At 41.4% G+C, this 22,658-nt stretch carries 23 protein-coding genes; 18 read left to right on the top strand and 5 right to left on the bottom strand.

Features of this window, described 5'->3' with window-relative positions:
- The first annotated feature begins 60 nt into the window (after window positions 1-60).
- The 4 genes from purD (at window position 61) to I2F62_RS03990 (ending at window position 4,465) form a co-directional block, all read left to right on the top strand.
- Complete coding sequence (gene purD, locus I2F62_RS04005) at window positions 61-1,344, top strand: phosphoribosylamine--glycine ligase (protein WP_324625730.1); 1,284 nt, start codon at window positions 61-63, stop codon at window positions 1,342-1,344.
- A gap of 460 nt (window positions 1,345-1,804) precedes the next feature.
- The gene (locus I2F62_RS04000; RefSeq protein ID WP_324625729.1) at window positions 1,805-2,677 is read left to right on the top strand and encodes a MetQ/NlpA family ABC transporter substrate-binding protein; all 873 of its coding nucleotides are present in this window, start codon (window positions 1,805-1,807) and stop codon (window positions 2,675-2,677) included.
- A gap of 70 nt (window positions 2,678-2,747) precedes the next feature.
- Window positions 2,748-3,773: a methionine ABC transporter ATP-binding protein gene (locus I2F62_RS03995; RefSeq protein ID WP_324625728.1), complete on the top strand. Its 1,026-nt coding sequence runs from the start codon at window positions 2,748-2,750 to the stop codon at window positions 3,771-3,773.
- Entirely contained in the window at window positions 3,770-4,465 is a 696-nt protein-coding gene (locus tag I2F62_RS03990; protein ID WP_324625727.1) for a methionine ABC transporter permease, read from the top strand. Before I2F62_RS03995 ends, I2F62_RS03990 begins: the two co-directional genes overlap by 4 nt.
- Before the next feature lie 72 nt (window positions 4,466-4,537).
- On the opposite strand, the gene carO is transcribed toward I2F62_RS03990, so the two are convergent.
- Window positions 4,538-5,275, bottom strand: a complete 738-nt coding sequence (gene carO / locus I2F62_RS03985) for an ornithine uptake porin CarO (RefSeq protein ID WP_324625726.1) — start codon at window positions 5,273-5,275, stop codon at window positions 4,538-4,540.
- 391 nt (window positions 5,276-5,666) lie between these two features.
- Between carO and dapD the strand changes: the two genes are divergently transcribed.
- From dapD to I2F62_RS03960, 5 genes are all read left to right on the top strand, one after another.
- On the top strand, window positions 5,667-6,488 hold the full coding sequence (dapD, locus tag I2F62_RS03980) for a 2,3,4,5-tetrahydropyridine-2,6-dicarboxylate N-succinyltransferase (RefSeq protein ID WP_324625725.1): 822 nt from the start codon (window positions 5,667-5,669) through the stop codon (window positions 6,486-6,488).
- Between the two features lie 113 nt (window positions 6,489-6,601).
- Complete coding sequence (gene queE / locus I2F62_RS03975) at window positions 6,602-7,315, top strand: 7-carboxy-7-deazaguanine synthase QueE (RefSeq protein ID WP_324625724.1); 714 nt, start codon at window positions 6,602-6,604, stop codon at window positions 7,313-7,315.
- Between the two features lie 25 nt (window positions 7,316-7,340).
- Complete coding sequence (queC, locus tag I2F62_RS03970) at window positions 7,341-8,012, top strand: 7-cyano-7-deazaguanine synthase QueC (protein ID WP_324625723.1); 672 nt, start codon at window positions 7,341-7,343, stop codon at window positions 8,010-8,012.
- A gap of 13 nt (window positions 8,013-8,025) precedes the next feature.
- Window positions 8,026-8,427 (top strand): hypothetical protein, encoded by a 402-nt coding sequence (locus I2F62_RS03965; RefSeq protein ID WP_324625722.1) that lies wholly within the window; start codon window positions 8,026-8,028, stop codon window positions 8,425-8,427.
- A gap of 84 nt (window positions 8,428-8,511) precedes the next feature.
- The gene (locus tag I2F62_RS03960) at window positions 8,512-8,976 is read left to right on the top strand and encodes a peroxiredoxin (protein WP_324625721.1); all 465 of its coding nucleotides are present in this window, start codon (window positions 8,512-8,514) and stop codon (window positions 8,974-8,976) included.
- 64 nt (window positions 8,977-9,040) lie between these two features.
- Here I2F62_RS03960 and I2F62_RS03955 read toward each other — a convergent pair whose 3' ends face one another.
- Entirely contained in the window at window positions 9,041-9,598 is a 558-nt protein-coding gene (locus tag I2F62_RS03955; RefSeq protein WP_324625720.1) for a nicotinate-nicotinamide nucleotide adenylyltransferase, read from the bottom strand.
- A 114-nt stretch (window positions 9,599-9,712) separates the two neighbouring features.
- Between I2F62_RS03955 and I2F62_RS03950 the strand changes: the two genes are divergently transcribed.
- Entirely contained in the window at window positions 9,713-10,564 is an 852-nt protein-coding gene (locus I2F62_RS03950) for an enoyl-CoA hydratase-related protein (protein WP_324625718.1), read from the top strand.
- Between the two features lie 108 nt (window positions 10,565-10,672).
- Complete coding sequence (locus I2F62_RS03945) at window positions 10,673-11,425, top strand: nitroreductase family protein (protein WP_324625717.1); 753 nt, start codon at window positions 10,673-10,675, stop codon at window positions 11,423-11,425.
- A gap of 7 nt (window positions 11,426-11,432) precedes the next feature.
- Here the strand turns inward: I2F62_RS03945 and I2F62_RS03940 are convergent, their stop codons facing one another.
- The 3 genes from I2F62_RS03940 to purL form a co-directional block, all read right to left on the bottom strand.
- Complete coding sequence (locus I2F62_RS03940; RefSeq protein ID WP_324625716.1) at window positions 11,433-11,747, bottom strand: NGG1p interacting factor NIF3; 315 nt, start codon at window positions 11,745-11,747, stop codon at window positions 11,433-11,435.
- A gap of 27 nt (window positions 11,748-11,774) precedes the next feature.
- Entirely contained in the window at window positions 11,775-12,182 is a 408-nt protein-coding gene (locus I2F62_RS03935) for a hypothetical protein (RefSeq protein WP_324625745.1), read from the bottom strand.
- Between the two features lie 228 nt (window positions 12,183-12,410).
- The gene (gene purL, locus I2F62_RS03930; protein ID WP_324625715.1) at window positions 12,411-16,244 is read right to left on the bottom strand and encodes a phosphoribosylformylglycinamidine synthase; all 3,834 of its coding nucleotides are present in this window, start codon (window positions 16,242-16,244) and stop codon (window positions 12,411-12,413) included.
- Between the two features lie 456 nt (window positions 16,245-16,700).
- Here purL and I2F62_RS03925 point away from each other — a divergent pair, with 456 nt between their 5' ends.
- Genes I2F62_RS03925 through tolA form a run of 7 tightly spaced genes read left to right on the top strand, consistent with a single transcriptional unit; the run spans window position 16,701 to window position 22,577 of the window.
- Window positions 16,701-18,041 (top strand): deoxyguanosinetriphosphate triphosphohydrolase, encoded by a 1,341-nt coding sequence (locus tag I2F62_RS03925; protein WP_324625714.1) that lies wholly within the window; start codon window positions 16,701-16,703, stop codon window positions 18,039-18,041.
- 13 nt (window positions 18,042-18,054) lie between these two features.
- Window positions 18,055-18,654 carry a Holliday junction branch migration protein RuvA gene (gene ruvA, locus I2F62_RS03920; RefSeq protein WP_324625713.1) on the top strand — a complete coding sequence of 200 codons (600 nt, stop codon included), beginning with the start codon at window positions 18,055-18,057 and terminating at the stop codon, window positions 18,652-18,654.
- A gap of 4 nt (window positions 18,655-18,658) precedes the next feature.
- Window positions 18,659-19,660, top strand: coding sequence for a Holliday junction branch migration DNA helicase RuvB (gene ruvB / locus I2F62_RS03915; RefSeq protein ID WP_324625712.1), 1,002 nt, complete (start codon window positions 18,659-18,661; stop codon window positions 19,658-19,660).
- Window positions 19,661-19,672: 12 nt separating this feature from the next.
- On the top strand, window positions 19,673-20,086 hold the full coding sequence (gene ybgC / locus I2F62_RS03910; protein WP_324625711.1) for a tol-pal system-associated acyl-CoA thioesterase: 414 nt from the start codon (window positions 19,673-19,675) through the stop codon (window positions 20,084-20,086).
- A 14-nt stretch (window positions 20,087-20,100) separates the two neighbouring features.
- The gene (gene tolQ / locus I2F62_RS03905) at window positions 20,101-20,802 is read left to right on the top strand and encodes a protein TolQ (protein ID WP_324625710.1); all 702 of its coding nucleotides are present in this window, start codon (window positions 20,101-20,103) and stop codon (window positions 20,800-20,802) included.
- The gene (tolR, locus tag I2F62_RS03900) at window positions 20,802-21,254 is read left to right on the top strand and encodes a protein TolR (protein WP_324625709.1); all 453 of its coding nucleotides are present in this window, start codon (window positions 20,802-20,804) and stop codon (window positions 21,252-21,254) included. The genes tolQ and tolR overlap by 1 nt, the downstream gene beginning before the upstream one ends.
- A gap of 6 nt (window positions 21,255-21,260) precedes the next feature.
- Window positions 21,261-22,577 carry a cell envelope integrity protein TolA gene (gene tolA, locus I2F62_RS03895; RefSeq protein WP_324625708.1) on the top strand — a complete coding sequence of 439 codons (1,317 nt, stop codon included), beginning with the start codon at window positions 21,261-21,263 and terminating at the stop codon, window positions 22,575-22,577.
- Window positions 22,578-22,658 lie beyond the last annotated feature (81 nt).

Below are 22,658 nucleotides of genomic sequence, written 5' to 3'. Positions count from 1 at the left end.
AAAGCCCTGAAAATTGAACTTTCGGGCTTTGTGACTTTTCGATTCATGGAGTATGAACCGATGAATATTTTAGTTTTGGGTAGCGGTGGTCGTGAACATGCATTGGCATGGAAAATCGCGCAAGATGAAAAAGTCAGCCAAGTTTTTGTTGCGCCAGGCAATGCAGGCACTGCAACAGAAAACAAATGTCTGAATGTAGAACTCAATATTTTAGATAATCCTGCCATTATTGCTTTTGCCAAAGAAAATAATGTGGCATTAATTATTGTTGGCCCAGAAGCACCATTGGTTAACGGTGTGGTAGATGCTTGCCGCGCGGCAGATTTAAAAATTTGGGGACCAACCCAATATGCAGCGCAGCTTGAAGGCTCAAAAGCGTTCGCGAAGCATTTCTTAAAACGCCACAATATTCCAACTGCATTTTATGATGTGTTCACTGAAGTCGATGCTGCCAAAGCCTACATCACAGAAAAAGGTGCGCCGATTGTCATTAAAGCCGATGGACTTGCTGCGGGCAAAGGTGTAATCGTTGCCATGACCAACGAAGAAGCATTTGCTGCGGTTGAAGACATGTTAGCCGGCAACAAATTTGGTGATGCAGGCTCACGCGTGGTGATTGAGCAATTCCTTGCTGGTGAAGAAGCCTCGTTCATTTGCATGATTGATGGTAAAAACATTTTACCAATGGCTACATCGCAAGACCACAAACGTATTTTTGAGGGCGATCAAGGCCCAAATACCGGTGGTATGGGGGCATATTCTCCTGCGCCTGTGGTTACAGCAGACGTCTTTGAGCGCGCCATGAATGAAGTGATGCGTCCAACCGTTGAAGGTATGGCCGCCGATGGCCACGTTTATACAGGCTTCTTATATGCCGGTTTGATGATTGATGAACAAGGTCAGCCACGTGTCATTGAGTTTAACTGCCGTTTTGGCGACCCAGAAACCCAGCCAATTATGATGCGTTTGCAGTCGTCATTGGTTGAATTGGTCGAAGCCGGCATTGAAGGCAATTTACCTGCTGAAGCTGAGTGGGACGCACGTAAATCGATTGGTATTGTGCTTGCAGCAGAAGGTTATCCAGAAACTGTGCGTAAAGGCGATGTCATTTCTGGTTTAGGTCAATCTCCGGAAGGCACAAAAATTTTCCATGCTGGCACAGCAATGTCTGAAGATGGTCATGTCATCACTTCAGGTGGGCGTGTACTGTGCGTAACCGCACTAGGCGACAGCGTACTCGAAGCACAAATTAATGCTTTAGAAGTCTGTGGCCAAGTGAACTTTACGGGCATGCAATATCGTTCAGATATTGGTTACCGTGCCATTGCGCGTGAAAAAGCCTAACTGCACTTGCACATTAATTGCACTAAAAAAATGCATGCTTCGGCATGCATTTTTTTATACAAAAAATCTAATTCATTATTTCTCATATACATTGTGATTTTTATTGTTTTGACTTATATCAATAAAACTTTATAATTCCAATTACTTACATTAACACCTGTATGAAATTGTGTTGTCATAACTCAAGTCATATTTAACACCAATACATCAACTAAAATTCAGCACGGTTTTATTGCTATAATAAAATACAACCTATGCACCAATTTAGTTTGCATTTATGTCAAATACTTTTGATGATAGTGCAGTAATTTTCGTATTTGGTAAGAGTGATGCCCTTCTTTTATAAAATCTAGATGCTGCTTTGCTCTTTGTTTTGATGTGATTCCGATTTCATCATGTTTTGATTCTCTGCTCTGCATATATTTTAGAGCCATATTATTTTAGGTAGGAATTTTAGCTCATGAAACAAGTATTGAGTGTTGTATTAGGTGCAAGTGTTTTACTTGCAGCAGGTTGTAGCAAACAAGAATCTGCAAGTACAGAACAAAAATCATCTGATGGTCAATTACAAAAAATTGTTTTGGCATCGACTGGTTCAGATACCGATGTTTGGAAATTTATTGCAACGTTACCTGAAACCAAACAAGCAGGTATTGAGCTTGAAGTGAAAAACTTCACCGACTATGTGGCAATGAACACCGCAACGGCGAACAAAGAAGTCGATGCGAACGCATTCCAATCGTACAACTACATGGTTGCTTATAATACAGCCAGCAAAATTGCCAAAGTTGCGCCTGTTTCAACTACCTATATTGAACCAATGGGTATTTACTCAAGCAAATACAAAAAAATTGACCAATTCCCTGCCAATGCAACCATTGCTATTCCAAACGATACAGCCAATGAAGCGCGTGCATTGTCTTTATTACAAACTGCAGGCTTAATTAAGCTCAAAGCAGACTTCAACCCAATTCAAGGGACAGTCAAAGACGTTACGGCGAATCCAAAGCAATTGCAGCTTAAACCAATTCCAATGGCAACTGCGGTACGCGTAAAAAGTGATGTTGACGCAATTGTGCTCGGCAATACTTTAGCGATGGAAGGTGGTTTAAATGTATTGAAAGATGCGTTATTCTACGAGCCAATTGACCAATCAACTAAACTTTATGTCAATCTAATCGCGACCACAGCTGGCCGTGAAAACGACCCGATCTTGCAAAAATTAGGCGCGTTGTACCATACCGCAGCAGTGAAAAAATTCATTGATGAAAAATTCGGTGGTACTAAAATTGATGTAAACAAACCTGTCAGCTATTTTACTGAAACCAAGTAAGTCAAATAGATGTGAATGAACAGGCAAAGTTTCTTTGCCTGTTTTTCTTTTTAGAATAGTTTCCGACCGTATGATCCAATTTAAAAACATCTCCAAACACTATCAGCTCAAAGGCCAAACCATTCGGGCGCTCGATCAAATCAACCTTGAGATTCCTGAAGGCAGTATCTTTGGCATTATTGGCTATAGTGGTGCAGGTAAAAGTACCCTGATTCGTTTGATTAATTTACTTGAGCGACCAAATGAAGGCCAAGTCATTATTCATCAAAAAGACTTTACTGCATTAGATGCACGTACCTTACGGCAAGAACGTACCAATATTGGCATGATTTTTCAGCATTTTAATTTGCTTGAAACCAAAACTGTGGCTGAAAATATTGAAATGCCAATGCAGCTTGTCGGTTTAAGCAAAGAAAAACGCCAAGCACGTTTAAATGAATTACTCAGTTTCATTGATCTTGCGCATAAAAAAAATGCTTATCCAGACGAACTTTCTGGTGGTCAAAAACAACGTGTGGGTATCGCGCGTGCGCTAGCCAATCATCCTAAAATCTTACTTTGTGATGAAGCGACCTCTGCACTTGACCCGCAAACCACTAAATCTGTACTGGAATTGCTGAAAAAAATTAATCGCGAACAGGGCATTACCATTGTGATGGTCACCCACGAAATGGATGTGATTGAACGCGTGTGTGATTATGTTGCGGTTATGGAAGCGGGTAAAGTAATTGAACAAGGTTCAACCATTGAAATTTTTAGTCGCCCACAGCACCCAACCACCAAAAATTTCATTCAAACAGTATTGCAACAACAATTACCACGCAATATTTTGAACCGACTTGAACATCCACTGGAAAATAGTATTTATTGTTTGCAATTTTTAGGTGAAACCGCGCAAGAAACCGTCATTCAAAGCATGATTAAAAAATACGATTTAAGCTTAAATATTTTATTTGCCAACATGACTGAAATTAATGGCACCGTTATTGGTCAAATGTTTGTCCAACTTTTGGGCGATACAAGCACACTACAGCAAGCCATTGACTATCTAAAACAGCAAGGGGTGGATGTGCGTCAAGAAGGAGTATTGGCATGAGAGATTTAATTATTCATTGCTTAACCATTTTGACACAACCGTTTTGGCACAGTTCATTAGGCATTGACCAATTTGTCGATGCCATGCAAGAAACCTTTCAAATGGTATTCTTCTCTTTCATCTTTGGTGGTATTTGGGGACTCCTTCAAGGCATAACCTTATTGGTTACCCGCCCAGAAGGTATTTTACCAAACCGCGCCATTTACCATCTGCTCAATCCGATTGTGAATGCGCTTCGCTCGTTACCTTTTATTATTTTACTTATTGCTTTAATTCCATTTACACAATGGTTGGTTGGTTCATCCATTGGCACATGGGCGGCGATTGTTCCGCTCACCATTTATGTTGGCCCATATATGGGACGTTTAATTGAAACGTCATTGCTAGAAGTGAATGCAGGGATTATTGAAACAGCCCAAGCTATGGGGGCATCTCCAGCACAAATTATTTTTAAGTTTATTGTACCTGAAGCGCGTAGTTCACTCATTTTAAACATGACCACAGCTACCATTAGCTTAATTGGTGCCACCGCAATGGCGGGTGCTGTAGGCGCAGGCGGGATTGGTGACTTGGCTATTTCTTATGGCTACCAACGTTTTGACAATAGCGCGATTATTTTAACTGTCATTGTGTTAATTATTTTGGTGCAAATTGTGCAAACTTTGGGGAATTGGTTGTCTAAATTACGCTAAATACCAGTTATTTGAATCCACCCAATAAAAAAAACGAGCCGCGGCTCGTTTTTTTATGCATTACTTTTAAAATTAGAATTTATACACCACACCCACTTTGGCAGAAGGCATCCATTTGTATTTTTCGCTGCTTGCGATTTTATTTTCTTCTGCTGCAACAGCATCGTTAAGATTTACGCCGTTGCCATTAGTTGCCGTACCTGTACTATTTAAATTTACACTTGGATTACCCACATAGTACGCACCGACTTCACTAAACATGCCCCAATGGTCGCTAAACATTGGACGCAAACCTAAACCAACATACGGCGCAATGTCATTTTTATAACTCAATTTACCATTCATTTTAACGTCGGATGTGGCATTAAAATCGGTGTTATTCACACTAAAATTACGACCATTGCTTACATTACGTGTAATATCGTAATCGTTATCTAAATACGCCGCACCTGCCGCAACATAGGCAGATTTCGCCCACATACCTTGGCTATTGCCCCAAGGATGAATTTCAGCATTTAAATAAACATTGTTGTTGTTCATATCTAGGTCATACTTAGAGCCGTTGACTTTAAGATTGTCTGACCAAGATACATTACCGCCGTTATAACCCAGCGTTACACCAACAATCGGATTAACATCCCAAGTGAAAGCACCGCCATAACCCGTTGTTCCCCCTTCTGCTCGAACAGAGCTTGGCAAATAGGTTTTATAGGTATTGCCTGGCTCTTTAATCACCTGTTCATCTGCCATTGCATAGCCAGCAACAGTTGCAAATGCAGAACAAATTAATAATTTTCGAATTTTATACATCTGGTTCTCCTTAGAAGGATTCAAGCTGAAGGATTTCATTGTGCATGGTTTGATTTAAAATCATGCATTCCTTAAGACAGCTTTCATCATAACTGGCTGAAATTTAACATTGCTTAGCAATTTCAGGTGAAATTAATACGTTTTTTGTGAGCGTATGCTAACTTTCTTATCTGTTAAATAAATTTAATTTTTCACAATCCAAATAAAAAACAGAAACTTAAATTAAAAATGTGTTTTGTGTCGCTAAATTAAGATACGCATTCATTACAAATAGATTGTTTTGTTCTCTGATGAGCAAAGAATTGGCAACTTTTCGCAATTTTCAAAGCCATAAGCGCTTTTTTTCGTGTAAAATTAGCACAATTTTTTGAATTGACTTTGGGAAAAGCAAATGTCTGAGCTTTCAACAATCATTGAGCAAGCCTTTGAAAACCGTGCTAACTTTACCGCAGCAGATTGCCCAGCAGAAGTACGTGCCGCTGTTGAACAAGCACTTCAAGGTTTAGACAACGGTTCACTTCGTGTGGCTGAAAAAATTGACGGTGAATGGGTAGTTCATCAATGGTTGAAAAAAGCGGTCTTGTTATCGTTTAAACTCAATGACAACAAAGCCATTGAAGCAGGCGACTTACGTTTTTATGACAAAGTCGACACCAAGTTCAGCGACTGGACTGAAGCGCAATTTAAAGAAGCTGGTGTTCGTGTTGTACCGCCTGCGGTTGCACGTCGTGGTAGCTTCCAAGCGAAAAATGTGGTGCTTATGCCATCTTATGTCAACATCGGTGCGTATGTTGATGAAGGCACAATGGTTGACACATGGGCAACTGTAGGTTCATGTGCGCAAATTGGTAAAAACGTTCACTTGTCTGGCGGTGTTGGCATTGGCGGCGTATTAGAGCCACTACAAGCTGGTCCAACGATTATTGAAGATAACTGCTTCATTGGCGCACGTTCTGAAATTGTTGAAGGCGTGATTGTTGAAGAAGGTTCAGTCATTTCAATGGGCGTTTACATCGGTCAATCAACCAAAATTTTTGATCGTGAAACAGGCGAAGTACATTATGGTCGCGTGCCTGCAGGCTCTGTGGTTGTTTCAGGCAGCTTACCTTCTAAATGTGGTACATACAGCTTGTATGCTGCCATTATCGTGAAGAAAGTTGATGCTAAAACTCGCGCAAAAACAAGCCTTAACGAATTACTTCGTGACGACTAATTAAGCGCCAAAGGAACATATTTGGTTCCTTTGTGACGTCAGTCGTTCTTCGTCTCTACGATCATTGACGGTCGTAGAGATTTTTCTTTTTAACATACTGCGGTTATTAAACTATGAGTTCCCCGATTCGCTCTTTGGCCATTCCTGTTACCGACCCTGCTGCGGGATTACGTATCACGGAAATTTTTTATTCTTTACAAGGAGAAGCCAATACGGCGGGCTTACCAACAGTTTTTATCCGTTTAACGGGTTGCCCTTTACGTTGCCATTATTGTGACACAACCTATTCTTTTGAAGGCGGCGCACGCCAGTCATTAGACGAGATTATTGCAACAGCAAAAAGTTATAATACCCCGTATATTTGTGTTACGGGCGGCGAACCTTTAGCACAGCCCAACTGTATTCACTTGTTAAATCAACTGTGTGAACAAGGCTTTGAAGTTTCTTTAGAAACCAGTGGCGCTTTAGATGTCTCAAAAGTTCATCCACGCGTGTCTAAAGTGTTAGATTTAAAAACTCCTGCTTCGGGCGAATCGGCACGCAACTTAATGAGTAATTTAGATTTACTGACAGAGCACGATCAAATCAAATTTGTGATTTGTGACCGCGCCGATTACGAATGGTCAAAGCAGCAACTTAAAACCTATCAACTGGATAAAAAAGTCAGTACCGTTTGGTTCTCACCTGCTTTTGCCGTAGAAAAAGGCAATGCTCGCCTACCCGACTTTGCCCGTGACTTGGCACAATGGATTTTAGAAGATCATTTACCCGTCCGTTTTCAGTTACAGTTACATAAAATTTTATGGCAAGATGAAACCGGCCGCTAATCAATTAAATAGTTTGGAGATGAAGATGCGCCCTCGTGCGATTGTATTACTTTCAGGTGGTTTAGACTCAACAACATGTTTGGCTTGGGCACAGGCAAATTATGAATGTATCGCCTTAAGTTTTATGTATGGTCAACGCTCAACCACCGAGCTAGATGCTGCAAAAGCGTTAGCACAGCGCGCGGGTGTTGAACATCGCGTCATTAATATCGATTTAGCCAATTTAGGTGGTTCAGCCCTTACCGACCATAATATTGCGGTACCTGAACAAGCCCAAGATGGCATTCCAGTCACTTATGTGCCGGCACGTAATACCATCTTCTTATCTTATGCATTGGCCGCAGCAGAAGTTTTCTCGGCTGAAGCAATTGTGATTGGCGTGAATGCGGTCGATTATTCGGGTTACCCAGACTGCCGTCCTGCATTTATTGATGCCTTTGCCAACCTTGCAAGTTTGGCAACTAAAGCTGGTGTTGAAGGAAAACCACTAAGAATTGAAACACCTCTGTTACATTTATCCAAAGGGAATATAATACGACTTGGGCTAGAACATGGTGTAGACTACTCTCAAACAGTCTCTTGTTACCAAGCAGATGACCAAGGACGTGCGTGTGGAAAATGCGACAGCTGTCGTTTACGTAAAGAAGGTTTTGCGCAAGCAGAAGTTGCAGACCCGACACGCTACATACCGCAATAAAAGGTAAATTACTATGAAATTCCTAAACTCTAAACTTGTTCTTTCTACTGTTTTTAGCGCAGTCGCTTTCACTGCAACTGCTTCACATGCAGCACAAGATCCATCAAAAAGTGCTGATGTTCGCGGTACTTTAATTAGTAACTGTAAAGAAGGTGCAAGCAAAGGCGGTAAATTAACAGCGGCTGAAGCAGACAAATTCTGTACTTGCCAAGTTGATGCTGAAGGTCGTTTAACCAAAGCTCAAGAATGGCAAATTGTTAGTACCGTAAACCAAAAGAAAAGCCCAAGCACACTGCCTTTTGTTCAACAACAAAATAAAGCCATTCAAACCTGTTTTGGCCCTCAGTTAACCACTAAATTAAAAAGCTTAACTGAAGAAGCCATGAAAAATGCACAGGCTCAACCAAAAAAATAAGCACTTAGGCTTGCTTTGGTTTGCTGTTTAAAATCTAACTAGCCACATTATGTGGCTAGTTTTTTATTTGTATACGAGGTCGCCATGCAACCGATTCAACTTCCAAATCATTCTTTTCCAACAACCTCTGGCGAAATCAATTTAAGTCAGATCGATACTCCTTGGTTAATTATTTATTTTTATCCTAAGGATTCAACACCCGGTTGTACCGTACAAGCGGTTGATTTTAGCGGCTTAAATGCGCAATTTGCAGATTTAAATACACAAATTATTGGGGTGTCGCGCGACTCAGTTAAAGCACATCAAAACTTTACCGCCAAACAAAATTTAAGCATTGAACTAATTAGCGATAAAGAAGAAGTATTATGCCAACTGTTTGACGTCATTAAAGAAAAAAATATGTACGGCAAAAAAGTTTTTGGCATTGAACGCTCAACTTTTATTTTTCACCAAGGCAAATTGGTTAAAGAATATCGTAAGGTTAAAGCTGCGGAGCATGCAGAACAAGTTTTAGCTGACTTAAAAGCATTACAAAATACAGCTGCATAAAAAAAGCCTCCAGCATTTTGTCTAAATGTTGGAGGCTTTTATCTGTTTAAACTTGAACAACCATTTAAGAAGGTTGCTTAATTAAAAACTGTTGTTGTAATTGTTGATAAATCGGGGTTCTTTGAAAATTCTTTAAAAACTCAATGGTGCCTTGTGGTAAAAATTGAGTTTGGATGTCACCTTGATAAAATGCTTCGCGGATAGGTGTTGCAGAGATTGAATTTTGCAAACTGTCTAATTCAATTAACTGCCATGTCGGAAACAAAGATAAATAATAAGACGAGTCATCCTTAAAATGACCAATCAGTCCAACTTGACTGCCCTGCACAACTTTTTCTTGTACCACCTGCTTGACTAAAGCAACCCATTTTTTATCGTCATAAACATCAATAATATGTACAAATTCAATTCGTGCCTGATCTTCAAGGCTGAAATTGCTTAAAATCATTTGCTCACGTTCTGCCACAATAAATGGATTTTTAAGCGTGCGTTCAGGCTGTGCCGAGCCTAATCCTACAATTACTTTTTCACTTTTTGTTAGAGCAATTTGAATTGTTTGCAGATGCGCTAAATGAAATGGTTGAAAACGACCAATGAAAACAACATAATCAAAATGATACATAAGGATATTCCATGACAGCCGTCATAGTTTGGTGGTCAACATGAGAAAAAATAGATTCAAGAGCATAACAATTTAAAGCCTGAAAATCACGGACTATATGTAAAAGGAACAGATATGACAACACTTCAATGCATTGATCAGCCGCACGAGCACCTGATTGCCAGCTTAGACAAAGGCGTGTTAACACTGGCAATTAATCGCCCTTCTACCAAAAATGCACTGTATAAAGAACTGTACTTATGGATTGCCAAAGCCATAGATGACGCCGATGCCAGTGACGACGTTCGGGTGATTATTTTGCGCGGTGCAGAACAAGATTTTACCGCAGGCAACGACATGCAGGATTTTTTACAGTCGATAGAAAAACCACTTGAAGGCCTTGCAGGTGATGAACCTCCGTTTGTATTACTTAAAGCCGTGGCGCGTTTTTCAAAACCATTTATTGTGGCTGTCAAAGGTGTTGCAATTGGTATTGGTGTAACGTTATTACTGCATGCAGATTTGGCCTATGCCGATGAATCGGCTGTTTTCCAACTGCCATTTGTCAGCTTAGGGCTTTCTCCAGAAGGTGCTGCAGGTAAACTATTGGTTGAACAATTAGGTTATCACCGTGCAGCAGAATTACTCTTAACTGCAGAAAAATTTGATGCACATACTGCTGAAAAATACGGCTTAATTAACCAAGTCTTTGCTGAAGATAACGTCCGTGCGCCTTATCATTTAATGGCATTGGGCGATAAAAATGCCTACGGTTATGCAGAAACCACAGCACAAAAATTGGCACAATTGCCGATTGCATCGTTAAAACTGAGCAAAGCTTTAATGAAAAAAGATGTTGCCAGTATTTTAGAACATATTGATATTGAAGCTGAAATCTTTATGGATCGGGTTAAATCGCCAGAACTCAAAGAAGCCGTGCAAGCCTTTTTAGAAAAACGTAATCCTGATTTTTCTCAATTTAACTAATTCAATTAAAAAACAGACATTCACCGTGATGTCTGTTTCATTTATAGCCTTCCCTTTTTTATTTTATCAATGCTAAGCTAAATCATACTCAATGTTTGGCAATCCATCATGACACACGAAAAGCAAGAAAAACCACGCTATTTTGAAGCTGCAGCAATAACCGATGCCGATGCGTTTAAGCAAGTGGTTCAAAGTCGCCGTTCGGTACGTAAATTTACGCAAACCCAAATTCCAGATGAAATCTTACAAGACTGCCTAGACCTTGCCCTACTTGCGCCAAATTCTTCCAACTTACAACCGTGGATGTTTTATGTGGTGCAATCTGAAGCACCGAAACAAGCCTTAGTCAAAGCCTGTATGGGACAACTTGCAGCACGTACCGCCGCAGAGCTCATTGTTTGTGTGGCCCGAACAGACCGTATTGATGAACTGGCTGCAGAAAATATTCGCCAATTTACCTTACCTAAAGTTCCTAAAGCGGTTAAAAGTTACTATCGTTTAATTGGCTTAAATTACAAAACAGGCCTACTCAATAGTATTGGACATGCAAAAAAACTGGCTTATGGCATTGCAAGTAAATTTACCCCGTTACCCATTACCGCCTTTAGCCCTGCAGACCGTAAATTATGGGCGGTTAAAAGCACTGCTTTAGCCTGTGAAAATTTAGTTTTGGCACTTCGTGCTTATGGCTTTGACAGTTGCATGATGGAAGGTTTTGATGAATCGCATGTGCGCAAAATTTTAAAGCTAAACAGTGAAGAATACCCTGTTATGGTGATTGCCGCAGGCGAACGTGCTGAAGATGGTGTCTTTTGGCCACAATTACGTTTTGACCGTAATCTATTTATTCAAAAGATTTAACGCAGTTTTAGTCAAAGCTTAAAATCTGTAAGAACTCAAAAGCAGGCTCTTCATATGGATGGCTTGCTTTAAGCGTCTGTGCGACTTGCTTCGCATGGGCTTCATCTATAATGGTTTCCACGCGCCATTCTTCAACCTGTTCTAGTTGGTCTAGCTGCCCTAAAAATGGAGTTGCACCATGAATTGGTTTGAATTGTCCCATTCCTTTGACTTGCCATGCACAATGCTCGTAATTGCCAATACCACCTGCACCGGCTGCAAAAATAGCAGCTTTGGTACTTTCTAGGTGAGATTCAGGAACATAGTAGATCAGTTTGAGCATTATTTTTCCATATAAAGCTGCGAAGTATTAATTCAATAATTTATCAACGATCTCATCAACGTTTTCTTGAAGATCCTTAAATCTATCAGGAGATAGGCTACTATTAATTTTCCATTTTGCATTGCCAATATAGTTTCTATTTCTATCAAATAAATTTAACTCTATATTTGAAATATATACACCAGCTCCAAAAGATCGACGAGCAACATAAGTTACCCTATATTCACATTCCGAACTTTGAATATTATCTCTTGATATAGTTTTTGTCTTAATATTTTGCTTTGAAAATGCCTCAACTAGAGCAGATTGAATCAAAGCACCATGGAATACACTATTATTTTGCTCCACACATACAGCATCACTACGTTGTAATAGATCTTTATTTACAGGCTTAACCTTAGTTGTCGTCATACATCCTGTTAGTAAAAATGTCATGCAAATAGAAATACCCAATATATTTTTTATCATTAGTTGCCACTCATAACTAAATAATTAATATTACATGATTTACTATCACATAGTCAGTGACAATCAAAAGAACATTCAATAAATAACAATTTTTAGTTACTTAAGATGATTAACTCGAATCACATTTTTATATTACCAAATATATCTAATAAAAACGCCACCCGAAGGTGGCATTCTTATACATCAAAATTTTGATTAACCAATAAACTGACGTGCATTACGGAACATACGTAACCAAGCACCATCTTCTTGCCAATCTTCAGGCTTCCAAGAATGCTGTAAAGCACGGAAGGTACGTTCAGGGTGTGGCATCATGACTGTTGCACGACCATCTTCAGAAGTTAAACCTGTAATTGCTTCAGGTGAACCATTTGGATTCAGTGGGTAATGTTGTGTTGGATTGCCTTGGCTATCCACATAACGCAACACCACTTGGTCATTGCTATTCAAGCTTGCAAGCTGTTCAGCCGATGCAACTAAGCGACCTTCACCATGCGCAACAGCAATTGGTAAAATTGAACCTTCCATATCTTGTAATAATACAGATTTTGATTTTTCTACTCGTACGTTCACAGTACGTGCTTCAAATACTTCTGAAGTATTACAATGGAAACGTCCCCAATGCTCAGCACCCGGAATTAATGGCGCAAGTTGTGACAACATTTGGCAACCATTACAAATACCTAAACTGAAAGTATTGTCGCGGTTAAAGAAGGTTTCGAATTGGTCGCGTAATTTGCCATTGAACAATACAGATTTCGCCCAACCACCACCAGCGCCTAATACGTCACCGTAAGAGAAGCCGCCACATGCCACCAAGCCTTCAAACTCATCAAGACCGATACGTCCTGCAAGTAAATCGCTCATGTGCACATCAATGGTATTAAAGCCGGCTTTGTCGAATGCAGCTGCCATTTCAATATGACCATTCACGCCTTGTTCACGTAAAATTGCCATGTTAGGACGGCGCAAGTTCAAGAACGGTGCTTCAATGGCTTCATTTAAATCGAAGGTTGGTTTTGCAATTAAACCTTGATGATTTGTATCCGAAATTAAGGCAAATTCTTGGTCAGCCGTTTCAGAGTTGTCACGTAAACGTTGAATTTGATGCGACACTTCTGCCCATGCTTGTTGTAATTCAACGCGTGTTAACTCTAAACCATTCACATTTAAACGGTCGCTATTGTTGACTTGACCCACAACTGTAATTGCATCTTTTAAACTTGATGCTGCAATTTCAGCTTGTAAATTCGCCCAATCTGCTGCTTTAATTTGTAGCACTGCGCCAATTTCTTCTGCAAATAAGCTTTCAATGCTTTGTGATTCAAGCGCAACACCTAAGCGTGATGCAAACATCATTTCTGCAACGGTTGCCAATAGGCCACCATCACCAATGTCGTGGTAGGCTTGGATTAAGCCACGATTATTCCAATCCTGTACTAAAGCGAAGAAGGCTTTGACATCATCAAAACTGTCAACATCTGGTGCAGTTGTGCCAAGTGCTTTATAGACTTGCGCTAAAATTGACGCACCTAAGCGGAACTGACCTTTAGATAAATCAATCCGCACAAGGACAGATTCATCACCAGCTTTAAGCTCAGGCGTTAAAGTTTTACGCACGTCATTCACAGGTGCAAATGCGGTAATAATCAGCGACATTGGTGATGTTACCGACTTATCTTCGCCTTGGTCATTCCATGTGGTACGCATTGACAATGAGTCTTTACCTACAGGAATGGCAATATCAAGCGCAGGGCAAATTTCCATACCAATGGTACGCACAGCTTCAAACAAGGCTTGATCTTCACCTTTTTGACCGGCAGCCGCCATCCAGTTAGCCGATAATTTAATATCGCCCAATTGTTCAATATTTGCCGATGCAATATTGGTTAATGCTTCTGCAACCGCCAAACGTGCCGATGCAGCAGGATTTAGCAATGCCACAGGTGGACGTTCACCCATTGCCATTGCTTCACCAGTAAAGCCTTGTAAACTGGTAGTTGTTACCGCAGCATCCGCCACAGGCACTTGCCAACGACCGACCATTTGGTCACGTGCAACCATACCGGTAATTGAGCGGTCACCAATAGTGATTAAGAATGACTTAGAAGCAACCGTTGGATTTTTAAGTACACGGAAAATCGCGTCTTTTAAATCAATGGCCGCAACGTCAAAGTCAGTGCCTTGACGTTCAGTGCTTTCGTACGAGCGTTGCATACGTGGAGTACCACCTAACATCACTTGCATTGGCATATCCACCGCATTGTTTTCAAACAATGGGTCTTCTACGGTTAAATGACGTGCCTCAGTTGCTTCGCCAAGTACCGCAAACGGACAACGTTCACGCGCACAAATTGATTCGAACAATTCTAAAGATTCAGGATGAATGGCCAACACATAACGCTCTTGCGCTTCGTTCGACCAAATTTCCATTGGGCTCATGCCCGGTTCAAGCGATGGAATTTTACGTAAATTGAGCACTGCACCCAATTCGTGATCATTCACTAACTCAGGCATTGCATTCGAGACACCACCTGCACCTACGTCATGCACAGACACAATCGGGTTGTTGTCTTCCATGCGCCAGCACGTATCAATCACTTCTTGGCAACGGCGTTCCATTTCTGGATTTTCACGTTGTACCGAAGCAAAGTCTAAGCTTTCACCCATGGTACCGCTATCAACTGAAGATGCTGCACCACCACCCAAACCAATCAACATAGCTGGGCCGCCCAATACAATCAGCAAATCACCCGGCTGGATTGGGTCTTTTTCGACATGGTCTGGGCGAATGTTCCCGTAACCGCCGGCAATCATAATTGGCTTATGGAAACCTTTTACTTCACCATTGACGTTTTGTTCGAAAGTACGGAAGTAACCATTTAAGGCAGGACGACCAAATTCGTTGTTAAACGCCGCGCCACCCAATGGGCCTTCAATCATAATTTGTAATGGCGATGCCATACGTGAAGGCTTGCCGTATTGATCTTCCCACGGCTGTTCAAAGCCCGGAATATTCAAGTTTGAAACGGTAAAGCCGGTTAAACCTGCTTTTGGCTTACCACCACGGCCTGTTGCCCCTTCATCACGGATTTCACCGCCTGAACCAGTCGCTGCACCTGCAAATGGCGCAATTGCGGTTGGATGGTTATGGGTTTCCACCTTCATTAAAATATGTGCAGCTTGGCTCTTATATTTATAAACAAAATGACCTTGATCATCTGCTTTTGGATAAAAACGCATGGTGTCGTAACCGACAATCACCGAGGCATTGTCTTTATAAGCTGACAATACATCCGCAGGTGATTGTTTATAGGTATTTTTAATCATTTGGAACAATGATAACGGCTGTTTTTCGCCGTCAATGGTCCATTCAGCATTAAAGATTTTATGACGGCAATGTTCAGAGTTGGCTTGTGCAAACATCATCAATTCGATGTCGTTTGGATTACGCTCTAATTTAATAAATGCTGCAGTTAAATAATCAATTTCTTCATCAGACAAAGCAAAACCAAATTCTTGGTTGGCTTTTACTAACGCATCTTTGCCTTGACCTAACACATCAATTGAATTTAATGGTTTTGGTGCTGTTTCTACAAACAAAGCTTGAGCATCATCAATTTGTGCAAATACGCTTTCAGTCATACGGTCGTGCAGTGCCAATTTCAAGGCATCTGAAACGTCTGAAATTCCTTTAAGCGTAAACAAAATACCCCGTTCCAAGCGGTGGATCGGGGTATTACAGTTTTTAAAAATATCGGTTGCTTTCGACGACCACGGGGAAATGGTTCCTAAACGTGGTGTGACAAGAATTTGGACTTCATCCTCTGCCGCCTGACGCAAGCTAAAGCTTTCACCATCATTCAGCAGTTGTAAAGCTGATTGATGCTGCTGCTCGCTGAGCGCTTGATCAAACAGATAAACCCACTGGCTATCAAAAGATTGAACAGAACTAATTGACGATAAACGTGATAATAGTTGAGTTTTCTTAAAAGAAGAATGCGCTGAGGCACCGGCCACGATAAACATGCTGATTTTGGCTCCACGGGCTCGCCTGAAAGGACGTCGCCGCCATGTGACTTGATAGAGAGCCGACATTCTACTTTGATTTTACAATTTGAGCTAGCATGAAGCATGAAAACAATGCTAAAAATTAAGATGATGACGCTTTATTTTTTATCTAAAATTTAAATAGTTATCTTAGGTTGAATTTCAGCCTAAACGATCTGATACAAAAAATATTTCTGTGTTGCTTCCCGTTTTTATCATCTAAGGCAAAAAAGCTATATTTTTCTGACGCTGCATGTAGTTTTTTGTATAAATTCAAACATTAAATCTAGCTCATTGGTTCATTTTGTCATTGCCATGACATATTAAAGATTCATAAACACATACAGCCATCACGACAAGGCTTGACGCTGTAGACTGGAGTCTAGGGTACTTTTTTGGCATGATGTATTTTTATAGAGGAAGTTCATACAATTAATGAAACAAATGCGTTGGTTAGAACTGCTCTCGGCGGTTCGTTTAGGCACAAAAAAAACCAGTAATGAACTTGGACGCAGTCCTTTCCATAAAGATTATGACCGAATTATTTTTTCTCAAAGTTTTAGACAACTCAACCGCAAAACCCAAGTCCATCCACTGACCCAAAATGATGGCGTGCATACACGGCTTACGCACTCGCTTGAGGTGTCGTGTATTGGTCGATCTTTAGGTATGATGGCAGCCGAAAAAATTAAAGATGACTTGCCTGTGTGGATTACCCCTGCAGATGTTGGTGCCATTATTCAAGCGGCGTGTTTGGCACACGATATTGGCAATCCACCCTTTGGACATGCCGGTGAATATTCTATTCGTGAATGGTTCGACCGCGCAGCGAGCACTGGTTTTTTAGATGAACTGACCGAAGAGGAACAAGCCGATGTGCGTCAATTTGAAGGCAATGCACAAGGGCTGCGCTTACTCACCCGCACAGATTACCACCCCAATGCGGGCGGCATGCGCTTAACATCGGCCACACTCGGTGCATATTTAAAATATCCGTGGTTGTCAAAGACCATTGCCGAACAAGGCGATCAGCCGGCACACAATCGGGCAAAGTTTGGCTGTTATCAAACCGAAAAAGAAATTCTTAAAAATATTGCCGAGCAACTCGGTTTAATCCAACTGGGTGAATATCATTATAGTCGCCATCCTCTCACCCATTTACTCGAAGCCGCCGATGATATTTGCTATGCCCTGATTGATCTTGAAGATGGCATTAATTTAAATATTTTAAGCTACGAAGAAGTTGAGCCAATTTTTCTAAACTTAATTGCCGATTTTGGCATTCCGAGTGAATTATCATTACCGTGGACCACTTGGCAACAAAAAATTGCCGCGCTACGTGGTCGTGTCATGAAACGCTTGGTCGATGAAGTCACCACCGCATTTGCGCGCCACCAAGTCGAAATATTGTCGGGACAACTTGAAGGCAGTTTATTGCAGTACTGCCCCAAAGATATTCCAATCGGTATAGAAGCTGCGAAAGCATTAACCCGACAAAAGATTTTTAGTCATAAGCAAAAATTAGAACTTGAAGTAATTGGCCACATGAGTTTGCAATATATTTTAGATGAATTTATGCCACTGACTGTACCAAATAAAACCTTAAGTTTTAAAGAACAAAGCTTAAAGATGCTGTTTAATCAATTTGGTGCACATTTCGAAGGCAATCACTACCAAAATATTATGCAAGCACTCGACATTATTAGTAAATTCTCAGACCATCAAGCCTACGACTTAGCTCAAGTATTACAAGGTCATCGCACCAGTATTTTTTAATTAGGAAACTCACATGATTGGTTGTTTAATTGGCGAAGTTTTTGCGCTAGAAGCCCCAACCGTTTTACTCAATGTTAATGGCGTGGGTTATGAAATCGACACACCACTTTCAACATTTTGCCAATTACAAAAGGGCCAAAAAGTGACACTATGGACACACTTGGCTGTCCGTGAAGATGCACAACAACTGTATGGCTTTAGCGACAGCAAAGAAAAAACGCTGTTTAGAACATTGCTTAAAGTGAATGGGGTTGGACCTAAAATGGCTTTGGGTATTTTATCTACACTCAGTGTAGACCTGTTAATTCAAACCATCGAACATGATGATGTAAATACTTTGGTTAAAATTCCGGGTGTAGGCAAAAAAACCGCCGAGCGTTTACTAATTGAATTACGCGACCGCATTAAACACTTAAGCGCAGGTGCAAGCACAGCAAATGCCACCACAACTCAGCGACTTAGCGTAAATTCTGCCGTGGCTGAAGCGGAGGCGGCATTACAATCTTTAGGATACAAACCTTTAGAAGCACAAAAAGCCATTGCTGCAGTTAAAGACCAATTTACTGACGTTGCCGATTTAATTCGTGCTGCCCTTAAATCGATGATGAAATAAGCCCATGCAAGATCGAATTATTAGTGGTTCAGAAAAACCTGAAGATCAAATAGATCGCGCCATTCGCCCGACAACTTTGGCAGATTATGTCGGACAACCCGTGGTCCGTGAACAAATGGAGATTTTTATTGGGGCGGCACGTGGGCGCGGCGAAGCACTTGACCACACCTTAATTTTTGGTCCGCCGGGTTTAGGTAAAACCACTTTAGCCAATATTATTGCCCGCGAAATGGGTGGCAATTTAAAATCAACTTCAGGGCCTGTGCTTGAACGCGCGGGCGATTTAGCCGCACTGCTGACCAATCTTGAAGAAGGCGATGTTTTATTTATTGATGAAATTCATCGACTTTCGCCAGTCATTGAAGAAATTTTATATCCAGCCATGGAAGATTACCAACTGGATATTATGATTGGTGAAGGCCCTGCTGCTCGTTCAATCAAACTCGATTTACCGCCATTTACCTTAGTTGCCGCAACAACACGTGCAGGCTTACTCACCTCACCTTTGCGTGACCGTTTTGGTATTGTGCAACGCTTAGAATTCTACTCGGTTGAAGATTTAACCTCTATTGTGGCCCGTTCGGCCTTTTTAATGGATGTACCCATGACCGAACAAGGTGCGCAGGAAATTGCCCGCCGTTCGCGTGGTACACCACGAATTGCCAACCGCCTTTTACGTCGTGTGCGTGACTATGCCCAAGTTAAAGGCACGGGTGAAGTCACTCAAGAAATGGCTCAACGCGCACTCGATATGCTTAATGTCGATAAGGCCGGCTTAGACACACTCGACCGCCGGTATTTAAGCATGTTACTCGAACGTTTTGATGGTGGCCCAGCAGGCGTTGAAGCCTTAGCTGCTGCCATGGCAGAAGACAGTGGCACACTAGAAGATGTAATCGAACCGTATTTAATCCAACAAGGCTACGTGATGCGTACTGCGCGCGGACGTATTGCCACCAATCAATCCTACTTGCAGTTTGGATTGACTCCTCCTGAATCATCATAATGGAACACTTTCATGGCTAATCGTTTTGAGTTCAACATTCGCGTTTATATTGAAGATACCGATGCAGGTGGCATTGTGTATCATGCCAATCATATTCGTTATATGGAACGTACCCGAACTGAATGGCTACGTGCATCTGGCATAGATCATTATTGGCATCAAACCGATTACAACTTTGTCGTGCATAAAATTGATATCAAATATCACCGTCCAATTTTAATGGATAACCTGATTACTGTTACTGCACGTGTTATTTCTTGTAAAACTGCGTCTTTTTTATTGCAACAAGAAATTTATCGTGATGAAATCTTGCTAGCTTCGGGTGAGGTGGAATTAGCGTGTTTAAGCAAAGACATGCGTCCACGCCGTTTACCTGAATATTTAAAACATCTGATCCATGCTCAAATGGAGCAAGAATCCAACTAAGTGACCGTTTTACTATGGCAAATCCTGTGACTTCCTCAACATTGCATATTTCCGATTTAATTTTGCAAGCAAGCCCTGTCGTTCAAACGGTCATGCTGCTGTTACTGCTCGCATCTTTATATAGTTGGTATTTAATTGCGAGGTTGCACTTAGGCTTTAAAAATGCCCAAAAACAAGATGAACACTTTCAAAAAATCTTTTGGTCTGGCGCAGAATTGAGCACCCTGTATAACAATGCACAGCTTAATTCAAAACGTTCTGGGCTTGAAGATATTTTCTATAATGGCTTAGGCGAATTTTTAAAACTAAAAAAACGCCATGCCACTTTGGCGCAAAACATTGAAGGTACCGAGCGTATTTTAAGTGTTGGCTTAAGCCGCGACCAATCGAATATGGAACATGGTTTAGGTTCACTGGCAAGCATTGGTTCGGTTGCGCCGTATGTTGGTTTGTTTGGTACAGTTTGGGGCATTATGAATGCCTTTATTGGCCTTGCAGCTGTTGAACAAGTCACCTTAGCAACCGTTGCACCCGGTATTGCAGAAGCGCTGATTGCAACGGCAATTGGTTTATTTGCTGCTATTCCTGCGGTACTTGCTTTTAACCACTTTACCTCAAAAAGTGAAACCATTTACGCAGATCGTGCATTATTCTCTGAAGAAATGATTGCGCTATTACAACGCCAATCTTTAGGGGCAACACAGGACACTGAATAATGCCGATAAGACGTTCTAGCAAATTTGCACGAGTTAAAAAACCGCTAAAAAGTGACATGAATGTCGTGCCCTATATTGATGTCATGTTGGTGCTTCTGGTTATTTTTATGGTTACTGCACCCATGATTACCAGCAGCATTAAAGTCGATTTACCCAAAGCCAATAGCACGCCATTTGAGTCTAAAGACAAACCCGCCATTGTGTCTTTAAAAGCTGATGGCGAATATTATTTAGACTATAAAGATCAAAAAAATGATCAGGCACTCAGTTTAGATGAACTGAAAGCCACTTTAAGCCAAGCACAGCAAGATGCTGAACAACGCAATCAGCAATTGAATGTATTGGTGAATGGTGATCAATCTCGCCCTTATGGCGATGTTGTGGCACTGATGGCAAATTTACAAGATGCAGGTTTGTCGCAAGTTGGTTTACTCACAGCACCTGTGAAGTAGGTTGTTATGAACAAACGTCAAACCCAACACCCCCCTTTTAAACAAAAAGCCATTGCAATCGGTTTTACCCTTGGGGTACACACCATTGCAGTGGTCGCTTTATTGTATTTGGGCTTAAGTAAACCACCCGAGCCACCCAAACAGATTAAAACATTTCTTGTTTCGCCTGAAAGCTTAACTAACCATACAGATTCAGCCGCACCAAATCCTGAACCAAGTAGCAATACCCCTGCTGCAACTGCTGCCGAACCTCTGCCAGAACCCGTTGAAAACACACCAAGTAACGCTCAAGCACAAGCTCAGGCACTTTTACAGCAACAAAAAAAATATGCTGAAGAAAAGCAACTGCAACAAGCCAAAGCCGCAGCAGATGCATTAGCACTCGCCCAAAAGCAACACACAGATAAAGAGGCACAGCGTAAAGCTGCTTTAGAAGCCAAGCATAAAGCTGAAGAGGCGGAAAATGCCAAACATAAGGCTGAAGCAGATGCTAAAGCCAAAGCTGCCGCAGATGCAAAAGCACTGGCTCAGAAACAGCAAACTGAAAAAGACGCGAAACAAAAAGCCGCTTTAGATGCTAAGCATAAGGCTGAAGCAGATGCAAAAGCCAAAGCTGCGGCGGATGCAAAAGCACTGGCTCAAAAACAGCAAGCGGAAAAAGATGCGAAGCAAAAAGCCGCTTTAGATGCTAAGCATAAGGCTGAAGCAGATGCAAAAGCCAAAGCTGCGGCGGATGCAAAAGCACTGGCTCAAAAACAGCAAGCTGAAAAAGACGCGAAACAAAAAGCCGCTTTAGATGCTAAGCATAAAGCTACCGCAGATGCTAAAGCCAAAGCCGCTGCTGACGCAAAAGCCAAAGCCGCCGCAGATGCAAAAACTAAAGCCGCTGCTGACGCAAAAGCTAAAGCTGCCGCAGATGCAAAAGCCAAAGCCGCTGCTGAAGCAAAAGCTAAAGCCGCTGCAGATGCAAAAGCCAAAGCCGCTGCTGACGCACAGGCCAAAGCCGATGCAGATAAAAAAGCGGCTGCTGCAAATAAACAAGCTGAAATTAAACGCACGGCATCGAATGCGAAAAAAGACTTTACCAACAAAATTAAGAGTGCTTGGGATGTTCCTTCAGGCACAACAGGTAAAACTGCCAGTGTTACTGTCACTTTAAGTGACTCAGGTTCAGTGGTTGCAGCAATCGTCAATTCAAGCGACCCTGATGTAAAAGCAAGTGTAGAGGCCGCCATTCGTAAAGCTGCCCCCTACCCAATGCCAAGCGACCCTGACGCACGCCGCGAAGCAAGACGCTTCAGTGCAACATTTACAGCAAAATAATAGTTATTAAACCTGAGATGTTTTACAGTTAAAGCATCTCATGACACCAAAATCTTATTTTAAAGATGCGAACATAACCAC

The organism is Acinetobacter sp. MD2(2019) (assembly GCF_035615615.1).
Taxonomy (GTDB): domain Bacteria; phylum Pseudomonadota; class Gammaproteobacteria; order Pseudomonadales; family Moraxellaceae; genus Acinetobacter.
Note: the sequence above shows the minus strand (reverse complement) of the source record. Positions and strands in the feature narration are given on the sequence as shown.

Bases quoted from the DNA above. Each gene is read 5' to 3' on its own strand.
- purD (WP_324625730.1), top strand. From the start codon at position 61: ATGAATATTTTAGTTTTGGGTAGCGGTGGTCGTGAACATGCATTGGCA.
- I2F62_RS04000 (WP_324625729.1), top strand. From the start codon at position 1,805: ATGAAACAAGTATTGAGTGTTGTATTAGGTGCAAGTGTTTTACTTGCA.
- I2F62_RS03995 (WP_324625728.1), top strand. From the start codon at position 2,748: ATGATCCAATTTAAAAACATCTCCAAACACTATCAGCTCAAAGGCCAA.
- I2F62_RS03990 (WP_324625727.1), top strand. From the start codon at position 3,770: ATGAGAGATTTAATTATTCATTGCTTAACCATTTTGACACAACCGTTT.
- carO (WP_324625726.1), bottom strand. From the start codon at position 5,275: ATGTATAAAATTCGAAAATTATTAATTTGTTCTGCATTTGCAACTGTT.
- dapD (WP_324625725.1), top strand. From the start codon at position 5,667: ATGTCTGAGCTTTCAACAATCATTGAGCAAGCCTTTGAAAACCGTGCT.
- queE (WP_324625724.1), top strand. From the start codon at position 6,602: ATGAGTTCCCCGATTCGCTCTTTGGCCATTCCTGTTACCGACCCTGCT.
- queC (WP_324625723.1), top strand. From the start codon at position 7,341: ATGCGCCCTCGTGCGATTGTATTACTTTCAGGTGGTTTAGACTCAACA.
- I2F62_RS03965 (WP_324625722.1), top strand. From the start codon at position 8,026: ATGAAATTCCTAAACTCTAAACTTGTTCTTTCTACTGTTTTTAGCGCA.
- I2F62_RS03960 (WP_324625721.1), top strand. From the start codon at position 8,512: ATGCAACCGATTCAACTTCCAAATCATTCTTTTCCAACAACCTCTGGC.
- I2F62_RS03955 (WP_324625720.1), bottom strand. From the start codon at position 9,598: ATGTATCATTTTGATTATGTTGTTTTCATTGGTCGTTTTCAACCATTT.
- I2F62_RS03950 (WP_324625718.1), top strand. From the start codon at position 9,713: ATGACAACACTTCAATGCATTGATCAGCCGCACGAGCACCTGATTGCC.
- I2F62_RS03945 (WP_324625717.1), top strand. From the start codon at position 10,673: ATGACACACGAAAAGCAAGAAAAACCACGCTATTTTGAAGCTGCAGCA.
- I2F62_RS03940 (WP_324625716.1), bottom strand. From the start codon at position 11,747: ATGCTCAAACTGATCTACTATGTTCCTGAATCTCACCTAGAAAGTACC.
- I2F62_RS03935 (WP_324625745.1), bottom strand. From the start codon at position 12,182: ATGACATTTTTACTAACAGGATGTATGACGACAACTAAGGTTAAGCCT.
- purL (WP_324625715.1), bottom strand. From the start codon at position 16,244: ATGTTTATCGTGGCCGGTGCCTCAGCGCATTCTTCTTTTAAGAAAACT.
- I2F62_RS03925 (WP_324625714.1), top strand. From the start codon at position 16,701: ATGAAACAAATGCGTTGGTTAGAACTGCTCTCGGCGGTTCGTTTAGGC.
- ruvA (WP_324625713.1), top strand. From the start codon at position 18,055: ATGATTGGTTGTTTAATTGGCGAAGTTTTTGCGCTAGAAGCCCCAACC.
- ruvB (WP_324625712.1), top strand. From the start codon at position 18,659: ATGCAAGATCGAATTATTAGTGGTTCAGAAAAACCTGAAGATCAAATA.
- ybgC (WP_324625711.1), top strand. From the start codon at position 19,673: ATGGCTAATCGTTTTGAGTTCAACATTCGCGTTTATATTGAAGATACC.
- tolQ (WP_324625710.1), top strand. From the start codon at position 20,101: ATGGCAAATCCTGTGACTTCCTCAACATTGCATATTTCCGATTTAATT.
- tolR (WP_324625709.1), top strand. From the start codon at position 20,802: ATGCCGATAAGACGTTCTAGCAAATTTGCACGAGTTAAAAAACCGCTA.
- tolA (WP_324625708.1), top strand. From the start codon at position 21,261: ATGAACAAACGTCAAACCCAACACCCCCCTTTTAAACAAAAAGCCATT.